The organism is Propionigenium maris DSM 9537 (genome assembly GCF_027925155.1).
GTDB lineage: Bacteria > Fusobacteriota > Fusobacteriia > Fusobacteriales > Fusobacteriaceae > Propionigenium > Propionigenium maris.
This window is the reverse complement of sequence record NZ_BSDY01000001.1, coordinates 50,733-63,699: the sequence shown is the minus strand read 5'-3', so window position 1 is coordinate 63,699 and position 12,967 is coordinate 50,733. Positions and strand designations below refer to the sequence as shown.

Genomic DNA, 12,967 nt, shown 5'->3' with positions numbered 1-12,967 from the left:
CTTTTTTCTCCCTAAAACACCCTAATTAAAAAGGCATCTCCCCTTTAAACATAACCTCTGAGAAGAGTTTAACACATTTATTTTGAGATTTCATCTGTAAATAAATCTTGACTTTTATGACGACTGGTCATATAATTACGGCATAAGGAATCACAAAGACAAAAAAGATCTACTTCTCAATCTGAAGTTCTTTTTTAGTCTTTTTATTTTCAACTAAAATATGACGACCGGTCATATTTTAGTCCGGGTGTAAATTAAAGATCAAGTTCTCTTGTCTTAATTAGGACAGTAAACTTCCTTCGGGGGTGTTAGTCTTTTTTTAGTAGAGGGTATTCAGAGTTCTGAAAGATCTTTAATTATAGTACCGCAGATTGTTACTGAAAAGAAATATTATAAAGGAGGATTATTGTGTCAAAGGAACTAGCTTTTTATGTCAATTTCCATGTCAAGGAGGAGTTTGTAAAGAAGTGGAAGAGGGCTGCCAGAGAGGTTATCGATCATATGCCTGAGGAGGATACCTTTATACTCTGCTACATGCACCAGGATGCCCAAGAACCAAATAAGTTTACCCTCTATGAGAGGTGGTCAGAACCTTCCATGGAAGCCTTTATAGAGAACCAGCTCAATGCCAAGGAGTACAGAAAAAAATATGAAAAGATACTCCCTGAAATGCTTGAAACTCCAAGAACATTTTCTGTATTAAACACACTACAAGAGTGGAGGAGAAAATAGATATGAAAAGAATATTAATAGGAGCACTTATAGCACTATCAGCAGCTACAACTACATTTGCAGGAGGAGAAAGAATGACAAAGAAAAATTTAGAGGAAAGAATGATGGAAGTAATCGACAAGCAGGATATCACAGAGGTTATCTATAAGTATGCAAGGTCACTGGATAGGATGGATGCTGATCTTATGAAATCTACTTATTGGCCTGAAGGAACAGAAGAACACCAAGACCCACTTTTCCCTGTATTTAAATATGATGATAACGGTCATAAGTTCGTGCCCATTGCCATGAAGGGATTTGAATCTCTCAAATATACTCAGCACAGAATCAGCAACCCTCTTATAGAGGTAGACGGAGATAGGGCCACTGCTGAAGCCTATGTGTGGGCATACCATGTTCACGAGGAGGATGGAGTAGACAAGGAGGGTATCCTCGGAGGAAGACACCTCTTCAGGTTTGAAAAGAGAGATGGAGAGTGGAAGATAATGCACAGATCCACTATATTTGACTGGAATCAGAATCAGGATGCTACTGCAATATGGGGCGGTGATTATTCTGATAAATACAAGGGTAAGAGAAACAGGGAAGACGACAGCTACAACTATATCCAGAGAAATAAATGAAGTATTGATCTATTTTAAATGTGTTTAAGGAGGGAAACGATGAATAGAAGGGGAATACCTGGAAACAGAGGGGCAGATCATTTTGGATTTACCGTTCCAGATCTCAGGGAAGCTGTAGAGTTCTTTGAGGATATAATAGGGGCAGAGGTTGTCTATGAGATAGGTCCCTTTGAATCTGAGGACAACTGGATGAAGGAGCACCTGGATGTAGACCCAAGAACAGTAATTCCCAAGGCAGCCATGGTAAGGTGCGGAAATGGATCCAACTTTGAGATATTTGAGTTCAGAGCTCCAGATCAGGAGAAAAGGATGCCCAAAAACAGCGACTGGGGAGGAAGGCATATTGCTCTCTATGTGGATGATATGGAAAAAGCAGTGGAATATTTAAAAAGCAGGGGTGTTGAAATATTGGGGGAACCTACACTTATGACAGAGGGAGCCAATGCAGGAATGACCTGGGTATACTTTATGTCTCCCTGGGGAATGTACTTTGAACTTGTTTCCTATGAAGATGGCATGTCCTATGAAAAGGAAACAAAAAAAAGAGCCTTCACCCCTGAAAGATAAAGAATTAAATGGAGGAGATCAAAGATGATACTGATAACAGGTGCAGCAGGATTTATTGGAAGTGCCCTCATATGGAAACTTAATGAGGAGGGAATCGGCAACATAATAGCATCGGACAAATTAAGAGACGGGAATAAGTGGCTTAACCTGAGAAAGAGAGAGTATGCCGACTGGGTAGACAGGGATGACCTCCTTCAGTGGCTGGCAGTTCCTGCAAATGGAGATAAGATAACAGCAGTGGTGCATATGGGAGCATGCTCAGCTACAACGGAAAGGGATGGGGACTTCCTCATGAAAAACAACTATGAGTTTTCCAAAAAACTCTGGGGTTTCTGTACAGAAAAAAACATAAAGTATATCTATGCCTCCTCAGCGGCAACCTATGGAATGGGGGAGTTTGGTTACAAGGATGAGGTAGGTGCAGAGGAACTAAAAAAATTAATGCCATTAAATAAATACGGCTACTCTAAAAAGATATTCGATGACTGGGCATTTAAGCAGGAGAGATCTCCCAAGGAATGGATAGGAATAAAGTTCTTCAATGTATATGGACCCCAAGAATACCACAAAGGAAGGATGGCTTCCATGGTATTCCACTCCTACAACCAGTATAGAAAGGAGGGAGGAGTAAAACTCTTTACCTCCCACAAGGAGGGGTTCGAGGATGGCTGGCAGCTGAGAGATTTTATCTATATCAAGGACGTAGTAAATATAATGAAGTTCTTCCTGGATACCCCTATGAAATCTGGAGTATACAATATGGGAACTGGCAGGTGCAGAGGTTTCTATGAACTGGCACTAAATACTGTAAGAGCAGGAGACAGCAACTATGATATCCAGGGAGAGGACGTAATAGAGTTTACTCCCATGCCGGAGGACCTCAGAGGAAGATATCAATACTTCTCAGAGGCTCCTATGGCTAAGGTGATAAAAGCTGGTTATAGTGGAAGCTTCCACACACTGGAGGAGGGAGTCAGAGACTATGTTCAAAACTACCTTGCCAAGGAGGACCCCTACCTATAGAGATAAGCTCCTTTTATATGAAAATAAAGCGACAGAAAAATAAAAATGAGGTATTTAGATGAAGACATTATTTGATAAAACCAAGATCGGCAGCATTCAGATGAAAAACAGGTTCGTGAGGTCATCTACCTGGGATAAGATGGCAGATGAAAGGGGGTATGTGACCGAGGACCTTATGCAGAGATATAAAGAGTTATCCTCTGGAGGAGTAGCTCTAATCTTAAGCGGAATTACTATGGTTACAGAGGAAAAACCCTATGAGAATGTCATGAGTCTGGAGAACGACTCATATATAGATGGATATAAAAAGTTAACAGATATGGTTCATTCATATAACAGTAAGATCGTAGCACAATTGGCTTACGGTGGGTCTCAGGGGACCTATACTGGAAATAGGGAGATCTTAGGACCTTCAGCAGTGCCTGAAATAGGAACTGGAGTAGTCCCAAAGGAAATGACCGTGAAAGATATTCAGATGCTTATAAAGGCCTTTGGAGATACCGCTGTAAGAGCAAAGAAAGCAGGTTTCGACGGGGTGCAGCTACATGCCTCCCACGGATACCTGCTGAGCCAATTCCTAACTCCCCACCACAACAGAAGAAAGGATGAATACGGTGGAAGTATAGAAAATAGAGCCAGAATCATCTTTGAAATATATGAGGAGATAAGAGGGAGGGTAGGAGAGAGCTACTCTATCCTCATCAAGATAAACTCCTCCGACTATATAGAAGGCGGACTAACCTTTGAAGACAGCAGCTATGTTACCAGAGAGCTGTCTAAGATGGGGATCGATGCCATTGAAATAACAGGAGGGATAGTACATGCTGAGCTAGGTCCCCAGAGAAACCAAATTCACACCAGTGATAAGGAGTCTTACCACAGAGTTCATGGTACAAAGGTTGCTGAAGAGGTAGATGTTCCCGTTATCCTTGTTGGAGGAAATAAGTCCCTGGAAGTGATGGGAGAGTTACTTAACACAACCGATATAGAGTACTTCTCTCTTTCCAGACCCCTCCTTAGAGAGAGTGATCTTATAAACAGGTGGGAAGAAGGCGACAGAGCCAAGTCCAAGTGTATCTCATGTAACCAGTGTTACCACGAAGATGGAAATACCTGCATATTTATCAGAAGAGAACAGAAAAACTAAAAAAACATAATAAACTATAGTAAGGACGGAGATAATAATGGCAAAAGTAATCGGTTTTAGTGGAAGTGCAGTTAGATCAGGAACAGTAGAAAAAGCCTTGGAACACGTACTTAAATCCACAGGACATGAGTGGGAGCTCATCCAATTAAACAGTCTGGATATGAAGCAGTGTATAGGCTGTACAAGATGTGCTGGCACTTATAGATGTATATTAAAAGATGATATTAACGGAATCTTGGATAAAGTTGTTGAAGCGGATGCCATCGTGGTTGGAAGCCCTGCCAGAGTTGGTGGGATGACCGGTCTCACAAAGGCCTTCTTAGAGAGACTATTCCCTCTCTATCACAGAGATATGCTTACCCAGGGAAAGATAGCTGCCACTGTAGCAGGAGGAATGTTTCACAATAACTCGGTAGAGAATGAATTATCTCAATTTTATAGTGGCTTTGGAATGGTAGAGGCAGGGTCCATGACCGTGGGAGGAAATGCATCCTGTTACAAGTGTGGCTACGGTGAAACATGTGACCACAGTGCATTCATAGCCCTGTACGGTGAGGGAGCTAAGATAACCGACGATGTCTTCTACTCCTTTGAGAAGGATAAAGAAGCAAAGGGAAGAGCAGAACTATTGGGAAAACAAATAGCGGATGCTCTAAACTCAAAATAGAGAGTCCACTAAAAAATTAAAAAGGAGGAATTATGTTAGCAGATGAGTTAAAAAAGATAAGCAAACAGTTTAAAGAAAGCGTTCCTGCAGATATTGTAAAAACAATAGAAAAGAGTATCGCCGAAGTGGCAGAGGGTAAAATTTTGCAGACATCTTTAAAGGTGGGAGATAAGATGCCGGAATTCATACTATCAAATGCAGTTGGTAATTCTATATCTTCTACAGAGTTATTATCAAAGGGACCACTGGTAGTTAACTTTTACAGAGGAGGATGGTGACCCTTCTGTAACTTAGAGCTTGGAGGTTACCAAGAGATATTAGATCAAATTCATAAGAAGGGTGCCCAGTTGGTGGCTATGTCCCCGGAATTACCCGATGACTCCATCTCTCTTAAGGAAAAGCTGAATCTCGGGTTTGAGATCCTTACTGATTTAGATAATGTAGTAGCTAAATCCTTTGGGATAGTGTTTTCCATAGGGGGAGAATTAAAAAAGGTATATAAAGGTTTTGGCCTTGATTTAGAGAGGATGCATGGAAGTAGTGTAGCGGAACTACCGGTACCGGCAACTTATGTGGTAGACAGAGATGGAACAGTAATTCTGGCACATTTGGATTTCGATTATACAACTAGAATGGAGCCAGAAGAGGTATTGGAGGTTCTATAGAGAAAATTAAAATAGAGGAGTGGATAAAATGATCCAGACAGTATCAAAACTTTATGTTATGGAAGACAAGATCAATGAATTTTTAGAAGTATTCAAGGGAATGATTGAGCCAACACAAAAAGAAAAGGGATACATAGAGTATGAGATATATCAGGATGAAGAGGATCCTGCACTTCTTATAGTTCTTGAGAAATGGGAGAGTAAAGAAGACTTTGACAACCATTTGCAAAGTAAGCATTTCAATAAAATAGTCCCTGAGATGGTTAAGCTCATGAGAAAAGAGGGAGAGCTGAATATATGCAAAAGGGCCCTATGAATTAAATTTAGGTCAGTGCTCGTGTCCTGGTTATCTAAGAGGAGGTGATGAAAGGTGTCTGAAAAAGCTCTTGACATCTCCAAGGATGAAACATACAATATTTTTATGAATAAGAATATCGATAAGAAAACGACGAAAAAAAATGAAATAATCAGAAGATCCATCCACGTTATGTTTGAAAAGGGGTATAACGGGACTGGAGTTAAAGATCTCACCGATGCCGCAGGGATTCCCAAGGGATCTCTCTACAACTACTTTGAAAGTAAGGAGGATTACCTCAAGGAAGCTCTGTATCTATACTACAACGAGATGAGCGCAAAGCAATTCAGTATTTTGTCCAATGATAGCTTAGATCCTCTGGATAGGATCAAGAACTTTTATGCAACTATGATAGAGGACTTTGAAGACGAATGCAACTGCAGGTTTGGTTGTTTTGTGGGAAATATAACTCAGGAGATGGGTGGAGTCAGCGAGGTCATCCAGGGAGTTACCAATGAGATACACTCCGAGATTGTCGGGAAGATCAGGAGTTGCCTGGCAGAAGCAGTGGAAAAGGGGGATTTACCCCAAGACAAGGATGTGGATGCCCTAGCTGAGTTTATGGTCAGCAGCTGGCAGGGAGCCCTGCTTAGAATAAAGGCAAGTCACAACAAAAAGATAGTAGATAATTTTTATAAGATCTTAGTTGAGGTTCTACTTAAGTAGAACCTCTATTTTCTATCTCTATTCACTTTCCACCTATCTATAAGATAACTATCGGACCCTGTTTTCTTCGTGACTTTTCCATAGATATATTTTTTATCGATCATACCAAATTCCCTGCTGTCATAACTTTTTTCAGTGTTATCCCCTAAAACATAAACTTTATTTTTTTTCACTATAATCTCCTGGCCTTCCTTCAGATCCCCCCTTGAAGAATATGAAATTCCCTCTACTTCTGAACCATTTAAGTATAGTTTATTCTTGTCCAACATAAGCCTATCCCCCTCTATACCCACTACTCTTTTCGCAAACATATTGGAATAAGCATCATTGGGATAGAAGATACATATATCCCCCGCCTGAATATCATCGGTGGCTCTGGCTAAGTATTCCTCCCCCACTGTTAAAGTAGGTTCCATAGACCCCGATGCAATATAAAAAGCTTTATTCTTAACCTCCTCAAGATACAGTAATGGAAATTCCAGGAATAAATTATAGATTAAGAATATTACTGCTAATTTTCTATATCTTATTATCCTCTTATATAAAAACAAGTAAATAAAGTGATAGAGGCCAGATAAAAGTGAGCCTGAAGAAAGCAATAGAAGATATCCACTTAAAACCAAGATACCCATCAATTTCTTTCCAGAGATTAACAGGTCTAACCCTGGAAAGATCAGACTATAGATAATATCTTTAAATTTTTCATCCAGCTTTTCCAGCTCCAAAAATTTTATTAAATAATTAATGATCCAACCTATAAAGATGAGTACCTCTATACCCAAACTGTAATCTGTAACTTCAGGAGTAATATAGGAATAGGTTTTATATATCAATAAAAAAATAAATACTGATGACAGTATATAGTTTTTACTTCCCAAGCCCGGAAGAACAACTTCATAGCACAGCGATTGAGAATCTTTTTTTTTATCTTCAGTTGACCTCCCCATAAGTACCTCCTCTCCTTCTTCTGCTTTTAATATTGCAAGTTATTATTATTTTTAATTTAATTAAAGTATTGGCAGTGACTTATACAAAAATCATTGAAGAATTGATCTCTCAATTATTTCTATCACTTCGTAACCCGATTGTCAAATTTGTCCATTTTTAAAGCTCGACTAAATCATTCTGTTGCTAATTTAATCGTATCCATGTAAAGAACATTTTAAACTGAGAATCGGTCCCAATCAAATTAAGTTAGAAGTCATCCTCCCTGCTTCCTTCCTTAATTGTAGATTAGAGGGTATATTATTAATAGTGCTTTATTTTTCAGAATAATCTTAATCTATAAATAGGAGGGATCAAATGAAAGTAATCGACCTGACACACACATTGAGGGAGGATATGCCAGTTTTCCCCGGAACTGAACCACCTAAGATATTAGATGGCAACACCATAGAAAGGGATGGCTTTGCAGAAAAGATCCTCACCTTCTATACCCATACGGGAACTCATATCGATGCCCCCTGTCATATCCATCCCCATAAAAGGTCCCTGGATGAGTTCCCCGTGGACAAGTTCATGGGAAGGGGAATCGTTATAGATGTTAAGGGAAGGGATTCAATAGAGAGGGCTACTCTCATAGAGTATGAAAAGGATATAGATGAAACCGACTTTGTGCTCTTTAGCTGCGGGTGGGAGGATCGGTGGGGTAGTCCAGAGTACTACAGCAACTTTCCCGCTCTTACAGAGGAAGCTGCCAGATGGCTCTCCTTAAAGGATCTCAAGGGTATCGGGATAGATGCTATCTCCCTGGACAGAATGGAGGATGAGCACCTCCCTGTTCATAGAATCCTTCTGGAGAAGGAGTTTATCTTCATTGAGAACCTGAAAAACCTGGAAGTACTTGTGGGCAGAACCTTCACCCTTTCCTGTCTCCCCCTGAGGTTTGAGGGGGCAGATGGTGCACCAGTAAGGGCTGTAGCTCTCTTGGATTAACTCCATTAAATCATTAAAAAAGGACCACTGATCTTCAGCGGTCCTTTAATTTTACTTATATTCCTTACTCTTCTCTTCCCCTCTAAGAACTCTAAGAGCTCCCTCAGTAAGAGCTGCCATCTCATCCTCTCCAGGATAAACTCTTACCTGAGATATGTACTCCACATACTCTCTTATCTTAGCCACTACAACTTCCGAGTAAGCTATTCCTCCCGTAAGAAGTATTGCGTCTACTTTCCCCTTAAGGGCAGCAGAGAATCCTCCTATTTCCTTGGCGATCTGATAGATCATAGCATCAAATACAAGCTTTGCTCTCTCATCTCCCTCATCTATCATCTTTAGTACATCTCTCACATCTGTAGTTCCAAGGTAACCTACTAGCCCTCCGTTACCCTTTAGTCTCTTCTTGATGTGACCTAGATCGTGCTCTCCGCATGCAGTCATCTTTACAAGGTCTCCAGCTGGTACCCCTCCTGCTCTCTCTGGAGAGAATGGACCGTCACCGTCAAGGGCGTTGTTTACATCTATTACTCTTCCCTTTTCATGGGCTCCCACAGATACTCCTCCGCCCATGTGTACAACTATAAGGTTAAGGTCCTCATACTCCTGGCTTATCTCTCTAGCATACTTTCTTGCCACAGCCTTCTGGTTCAGGGCATGGAAGATTGATTTTCTGTCCAGTTCAGGTACCCCTGATATTCTAGCCACTGGAGCCATCTCATCTACAACTACTGGGTCTACAATATATGCAGGTATCTTGTTTTCAGTAGCTATGATATATGCTATTCTTCCCCCAAGATTTGAAGCATGCTCTCCAAGAACCCCCTTCTCCAGGTCCTTTAACATAGCTTCATTTACATGGTATGTTCCTCCGGAGATTGGCTTAAGAAGCCCTCCCCTTCCCACTACAGCGCTCAGCTCAGATGGTGAGATTCCGCTCTCTCTAAGGGCACTCTCAACGATCTCCTTTCTGAACTCAAGCTGCTCAGAAATGCTGTTAAACTTCTCCAGCTCAGCGTTATCATGTCTCAGTGTCTTTACAAGAACTTCCTTCTCATCGTTGTAAACAGATATCTTTGTCGATGTGGATCCTGGGTTTATTGCCAGTACCTTGTATCCTTCCATTAATTATTCCTCCTAAAATTTATAGTTTGTCTGCTGTAAGGCTTCCTAATATTATAGAGTTAAGCTTAGCTTCCTCATTGTCTGCTCTGGATGTGAGGATGATAGGCTTTCTTGCCCCTACTATTATCCCTGCGTTCTTTGATTTTGCAAAGAACGCCATGGATTTATATAGTACATTTCCTGCTTCGATATCGCCAGTCATAAGGATATCTGCTCTTCCAGCTACAGGGTGATCCATCCCCTTGTGCTTAGCTGCCTCCTCAGAGATAGCGTTGTCCAGGGCAAATGGTCCTCCAACTAAGCAGTCCTTTAGCTCCCCGTTCTTATTCATATCCTCTAGAGCCTTGGCATCCACTGTATCCGGCATCTTCTCATTTACCTTCTCCTTGGCACACAGACAAGCTACCTTTGGCGTCTCCACCTCTAGGGATCTTGCAACCTTTACGGCATTTTCTATTATCTTCTTCTTAGCATCAAGGTTTGGTGCTATATTCATAGCTGCATCTGTTACATAGAAGAGTCTGTCCCATCCCTCTATCTCAAATACCGCCACATGGGAGAGGATGCTGTCCCCTCTAAGGCCTATCTCCTTATCCAGAACTGCCTTTAAAACTATAGAGGTATCCACAAGCCCCTTCATAAGCATATGAGCTTCTCCGCTGGAAACCAGCCTTACTGCCTCTCTGGCTGCTTCTGTAAGATCCTCCCTGTCCACTACCCTGTAGTTATTAAGGTCTACACTGTTCGCTGCAGCTATCTCCCTTATCTTCTTCTCATCCCCCACAAGGATAGCGTCCACTATCCCAGCTTCCCTTGCTTTGTCCACAGCAAGTAAAACATCTCTGTCCTGGGCGCAGGCTACAGAAACTGTCTTCCTTCCCTTTGATCTGGCAAGTTCCAGAGCTTGTTCAAAATTTTTCATAGTCCCTTTCTCCTCCTCATATAACGCAAACTAAGAGGCTCAGGTGAGCCCCTTAGATTAATTACAATATTTCAACCTATCTCTTAATGTGGCTGCTCTTTACATTTTTCATCATTTCGATTCTCTTTTCTGCAAACAGGTCAGCAGCTTTTCCAGTAGGAATGTTGTTGTTCTTAGCTAGCTTGTAGATCTCAAGAAGTCTGTCATAGATCTTCTCAGAATCAGCTAATGCCTTCTCACAGTTGTATCCGTGGATCTCGTGGTACACGTTGATTAGTCCAGCTGCGTTGATTACGTAGTCTGGAGCGTAGATGATTCCCTTCTCAGTGATAGCTTCTCCAGCTGCCTCGTCTCTAAGAACGTTGTTTGCTGTACCTGCGATAGCCTTACACTTGAACTGAGGAATAGTGTTCTCATTTACTGTAGCTCCTAGTGCACAAGGGCAGTATACATCTACATCTAATCCGTAGATATCCTCAGGTGCTACGAACTCAACCTCTGGGTGCTCTCTCTTCATTCTTTCGATGTGCTCTTCGTTGATCTCAGTGAAGTAGATCTTCTTAGCCTTTTCTTTAGCGTAAGTATCTGTAAGGAAGTCATATCCTAGAAGGTACTTGATTAGGAAGTAACCAGTCTGTCCAGCACCCTGTACAGCAAATGTTCTGTCTGTAACTGAATCTGTACCAAATGCTTCCTTAAGAGTTGCCTTAAGTCCTGCAAATGCTCCCCATGCAGTTACTGGTGAAGGGTTTCCACTCTTACCAGGTAGTCCTGTAACGTAGTCAGTTTCCTCTGCTACATATATCATATCTGAAGTAGATGTATTTACATCCTCAGCAGTGATGTATCTTCCGTTTAAACTCTGTACATATCTTCCAAGAGCTCTGAAGTATCCCTCTACTCTTAACTTGTCACCCTTGATCTCCTTAGCGTCACCAATTAGTACAGTCTTACCTCCCCCAAGGTTTAGTCCTGCACATGCTGCCTTATATGTCATACCTCTACCAAGTCTAAGTACATCCTCAGCAGCTTCCTCTTCATTTGCGTAGTTCCAAAGTCTAGTTCCACCAAGTGCTGGTCCTAGAGTAGTGTCGTGGATACAAGTAATTCCCTTTAATCCTGTAGCCTTGTCGTGGAAGTATACTAACTGCTCATAATCATATTTTTCCATGTAATCAAACTTGTTCATCTTATAGCCCCCTTGAATTTTTTTGATTTCGAAACTCTAACTTTAAGTTCTTAATCAGAATATAATGCATTTTTTTTATAAAATCAAATTTTTTATTTTTGAAAGTATTATAGATTTCATTTGTTCTTTTTATAACAACTATTTTTTAAAGACTATTTTGTAGGCGTTTTGAGAAAATTACTTTTTTCCCATACTAACATAAAAGTACTTTATCTTAGCCAATACTAAAAAAATAGTATAAAAATATGCAGGAGGGGAAACGCCTTCCTGCATAGATATTTAGATTATTTTTAATATTTTTGTATTTCCACACCTTTTTTATAGATTACCTTCTCCACTACCCTTCCCTCTTCATCGTAGTAAACCGCTTCTCCCTCCTGAACACCTTCCCTGTAGGGAATCTTACCTCTCAGCTGTCCTCCACGGAAGTAGATGTAAGCAGGCCCCTCTATAATACCCTCAATAAAATTAACCCTCTCGCTGATACTTCCGTTGGGGTAATAGGCAACCGCCTCACCGTGCTGCTTTCCTCCCCTGAAGACAGCTTCGCTGGACTTCACACCACTTTCATAGTAGGTGGTCAGCAAGCCCTCTATACGCCCGTCCTTAAAGAAGGACTTCTCACTTATCTCTCCGTTTTCATGGTAGAATACAGCTTCCCCCTCTATGAGACCCTCTACATATCTGGTTTTGGACTTTACAACACCATTTTCATGGTAGAATACAGCCTCCCCATTGAGGATACCCTCCTCATAGGAAACTATACCTGCAATACTTCCATCTACATAGTAAGCTGTATTGAGCCCCTCTATAAGGCCGTCCTTAAAGGTTGCTTCCTCCCTTATCTGGCCTCCCACATAGTAGAAGGTGGAATCCCCGTTTAACACATTGTTTTTAAAGGAGAGCTTTCCAACTATATTGTCGTTTCTGTCCTTTACAACCCTTCTACCTACCTCCTCATCGTTGTGGTAGGTTATGGTTATAGTGGTTCCATTGGGGTTGTACACATAGGAGGTTCCCTCCCTCTCTCCTCCTCTGAAGGTTACTATCTCCTTGAGGCTTCCGTCGGGATAATAGAGCTCAGATCTTCCGTCCAATACCCCCCTCTGATATCTCTCCTTCTTATATACCTGCTCCTCTTTATAAACCAGTCCCGACTCCATGGAGTAGAGGGCATCTAGAAGAGAGTTGCTGTTGTATTTATAGAGAACCTCTCCGCTGAAGGGGGTCTCCTTCTCATATACCACTCCCTCCACAAGCTCCACCATGGTGTCCTCAACTATATTTTTACACAGTACAGATATGGAAACTGTCACCGTCATAATCAGTACAGCTAACTTTTTCATGAAAC

15 protein-coding genes and 1 pseudogene are annotated in these 12,967 nt (G+C 41.2%); 11 read left to right on the top strand and 5 right to left on the bottom strand.

The window, feature by feature from the left end; genetic code table 11:
- Positions 1–408: 408 nt before the first annotated feature.
- From QMG11_RS00370 to QMG11_RS00325, 10 genes and pseudogenes are all read left to right on the top strand, one after another.
- Positions 409–732, top strand: a complete 324-nt coding sequence (locus QMG11_RS00370) for a putative quinol monooxygenase (protein ID WP_281832253.1) — start codon at positions 409–411, stop codon at positions 730–732.
- Between the two features lie 2 nt (positions 733–734).
- The gene (locus QMG11_RS00365; RefSeq protein ID WP_281832252.1) at positions 735–1,355 is read left to right on the top strand and encodes a nuclear transport factor 2 family protein; all 621 of its coding nucleotides are present in this window, start codon (positions 735–737) and stop codon (positions 1,353–1,355) included.
- Between the two features lie 39 nt (positions 1,356–1,394).
- Positions 1,395–1,922, top strand: coding sequence for a VOC family protein (locus QMG11_RS00360; protein ID WP_281832251.1), 528 nt, complete (start codon positions 1,395–1,397; stop codon positions 1,920–1,922).
- 24 nt (positions 1,923–1,946) lie between these two features.
- Positions 1,947–2,945, top strand: a complete 999-nt coding sequence (rfaD, locus tag QMG11_RS00355) for an ADP-glyceromanno-heptose 6-epimerase (RefSeq protein WP_281832248.1) — start codon at positions 1,947–1,949, stop codon at positions 2,943–2,945.
- Between the two features lie 58 nt (positions 2,946–3,003).
- Entirely contained in the window at positions 3,004–4,092 is a 1,089-nt protein-coding gene (locus tag QMG11_RS00350; RefSeq protein ID WP_281832245.1) for an NADH:flavin oxidoreductase, read from the top strand.
- Between the two features lie 37 nt (positions 4,093–4,129).
- Positions 4,130–4,759, top strand: coding sequence for a flavodoxin family protein (locus QMG11_RS00345; protein WP_281832242.1), 630 nt, complete (start codon positions 4,130–4,132; stop codon positions 4,757–4,759).
- Between the two features lie 32 nt (positions 4,760–4,791).
- Positions 4,792–5,037: a hypothetical protein gene (locus tag QMG11_RS00340; RefSeq protein ID WP_281832239.1), complete on the top strand. Its 246-nt coding sequence runs from the start codon at positions 4,792–4,794 to the stop codon at positions 5,035–5,037.
- Positions 5,038–5,049: 12 nt separating this feature from the next.
- Positions 5,050–5,424: pseudogene (locus QMG11_RS00335) on the top strand (redoxin domain-containing protein); the annotation flags it as partial.
- Positions 5,425–5,452: 28 nt separating this feature from the next.
- Positions 5,453–5,740, top strand: a complete 288-nt coding sequence (locus QMG11_RS00330; protein WP_281832237.1) for a putative quinol monooxygenase — start codon at positions 5,453–5,455, stop codon at positions 5,738–5,740.
- 54 nt (positions 5,741–5,794) lie between these two features.
- Positions 5,795–6,445, top strand: a complete 651-nt coding sequence (locus QMG11_RS00325) for a TetR/AcrR family transcriptional regulator (RefSeq protein ID WP_281832235.1) — start codon at positions 5,795–5,797, stop codon at positions 6,443–6,445.
- A gap of 5 nt (positions 6,446–6,450) precedes the next feature.
- On the opposite strand, the gene lepB is transcribed toward QMG11_RS00325, so the two are convergent.
- A complete protein-coding gene (lepB, locus tag QMG11_RS00320; RefSeq protein WP_281832233.1) occupies positions 6,451–7,392 on the bottom strand; it encodes a signal peptidase I in 942 nt (313 codons plus the stop codon).
- 355 nt (positions 7,393–7,747) lie between these two features.
- Here lepB and QMG11_RS00315 point away from each other — a divergent pair, with 355 nt between their 5' ends.
- Positions 7,748–8,380, top strand: coding sequence for a cyclase family protein (locus QMG11_RS00315; RefSeq protein ID WP_281832232.1), 633 nt, complete (start codon positions 7,748–7,750; stop codon positions 8,378–8,380).
- Between the two features lie 51 nt (positions 8,381–8,431).
- Here the strand turns inward: QMG11_RS00315 and buk are convergent, their stop codons facing one another.
- The 4 genes from buk to QMG11_RS00295 form a co-directional block, all read right to left on the bottom strand.
- Positions 8,432–9,505, bottom strand: a complete 1,074-nt coding sequence (buk, locus tag QMG11_RS00310) for a butyrate kinase (RefSeq protein ID WP_281832230.1) — start codon at positions 9,503–9,505, stop codon at positions 8,432–8,434.
- 19 nt (positions 9,506–9,524) lie between these two features.
- The gene (locus tag QMG11_RS00305; protein WP_281832227.1) at positions 9,525–10,427 is read right to left on the bottom strand and encodes a phosphate butyryltransferase; all 903 of its coding nucleotides are present in this window, start codon (positions 10,425–10,427) and stop codon (positions 9,525–9,527) included.
- Positions 10,428–10,503: 76 nt separating this feature from the next.
- A complete protein-coding gene (locus QMG11_RS00300; RefSeq protein ID WP_281832225.1) occupies positions 10,504–11,616 on the bottom strand; it encodes a Glu/Leu/Phe/Val family dehydrogenase in 1,113 nt (370 codons plus the stop codon).
- A 290-nt stretch (positions 11,617–11,906) separates the two neighbouring features.
- On the bottom strand, positions 11,907–12,962 hold the full coding sequence (locus QMG11_RS00295; RefSeq protein WP_281832222.1) for a toxin-antitoxin system YwqK family antitoxin: 1,056 nt from the start codon (positions 12,960–12,962) through the stop codon (positions 11,907–11,909).
- Between the last annotated feature and the right edge of the window lie 5 nt (positions 12,963–12,967).

Excerpts from the sequence above, each read along its gene's own strand:
- QMG11_RS00305 (WP_281832227.1), bottom strand. The coding sequence starts at position 10,427 with ATGAAAAATTTTGAACAAGCTCTGGAACTTGCCAGATCAAAGGGAAGG.
- rfaD (WP_281832248.1), top strand. The coding sequence starts at position 1,947 with ATGATACTGATAACAGGTGCAGCAGGATTTATTGGAAGTGCCCTCATA.
- QMG11_RS00360 (WP_281832251.1), top strand. The coding sequence starts at position 1,395 with ATGAATAGAAGGGGAATACCTGGAAACAGAGGGGCAGATCATTTTGGA.
- QMG11_RS00315 (WP_281832232.1), top strand. The coding sequence starts at position 7,748 with ATGAAAGTAATCGACCTGACACACACATTGAGGGAGGATATGCCAGTT.
- QMG11_RS00365 (WP_281832252.1), top strand. The coding sequence starts at position 735 with ATGAAAAGAATATTAATAGGAGCACTTATAGCACTATCAGCAGCTACA.
- QMG11_RS00295 (WP_281832222.1), bottom strand. The coding sequence starts at position 12,962 with ATGAAAAAGTTAGCTGTACTGATTATGACGGTGACAGTTTCCATATCT.
- lepB (WP_281832233.1), bottom strand. The coding sequence starts at position 7,392 with ATGGGGAGGTCAACTGAAGATAAAAAAAAAGATTCTCAATCGCTGTGC.
- QMG11_RS00350 (WP_281832245.1), top strand. The coding sequence starts at position 3,004 with ATGAAGACATTATTTGATAAAACCAAGATCGGCAGCATTCAGATGAAA.
- QMG11_RS00330 (WP_281832237.1), top strand. The coding sequence starts at position 5,453 with ATGATCCAGACAGTATCAAAACTTTATGTTATGGAAGACAAGATCAAT.
- QMG11_RS00300 (WP_281832225.1), bottom strand. The coding sequence starts at position 11,616 with ATGAACAAGTTTGATTACATGGAAAAATATGATTATGAGCAGTTAGTA.
- QMG11_RS00340 (WP_281832239.1), top strand. The coding sequence starts at position 4,792 with ATGTTAGCAGATGAGTTAAAAAAGATAAGCAAACAGTTTAAAGAAAGC.
- buk (WP_281832230.1), bottom strand. The coding sequence starts at position 9,505 with ATGGAAGGATACAAGGTACTGGCAATAAACCCAGGATCCACATCGACA.
- QMG11_RS00345 (WP_281832242.1), top strand. The coding sequence starts at position 4,130 with ATGGCAAAAGTAATCGGTTTTAGTGGAAGTGCAGTTAGATCAGGAACA.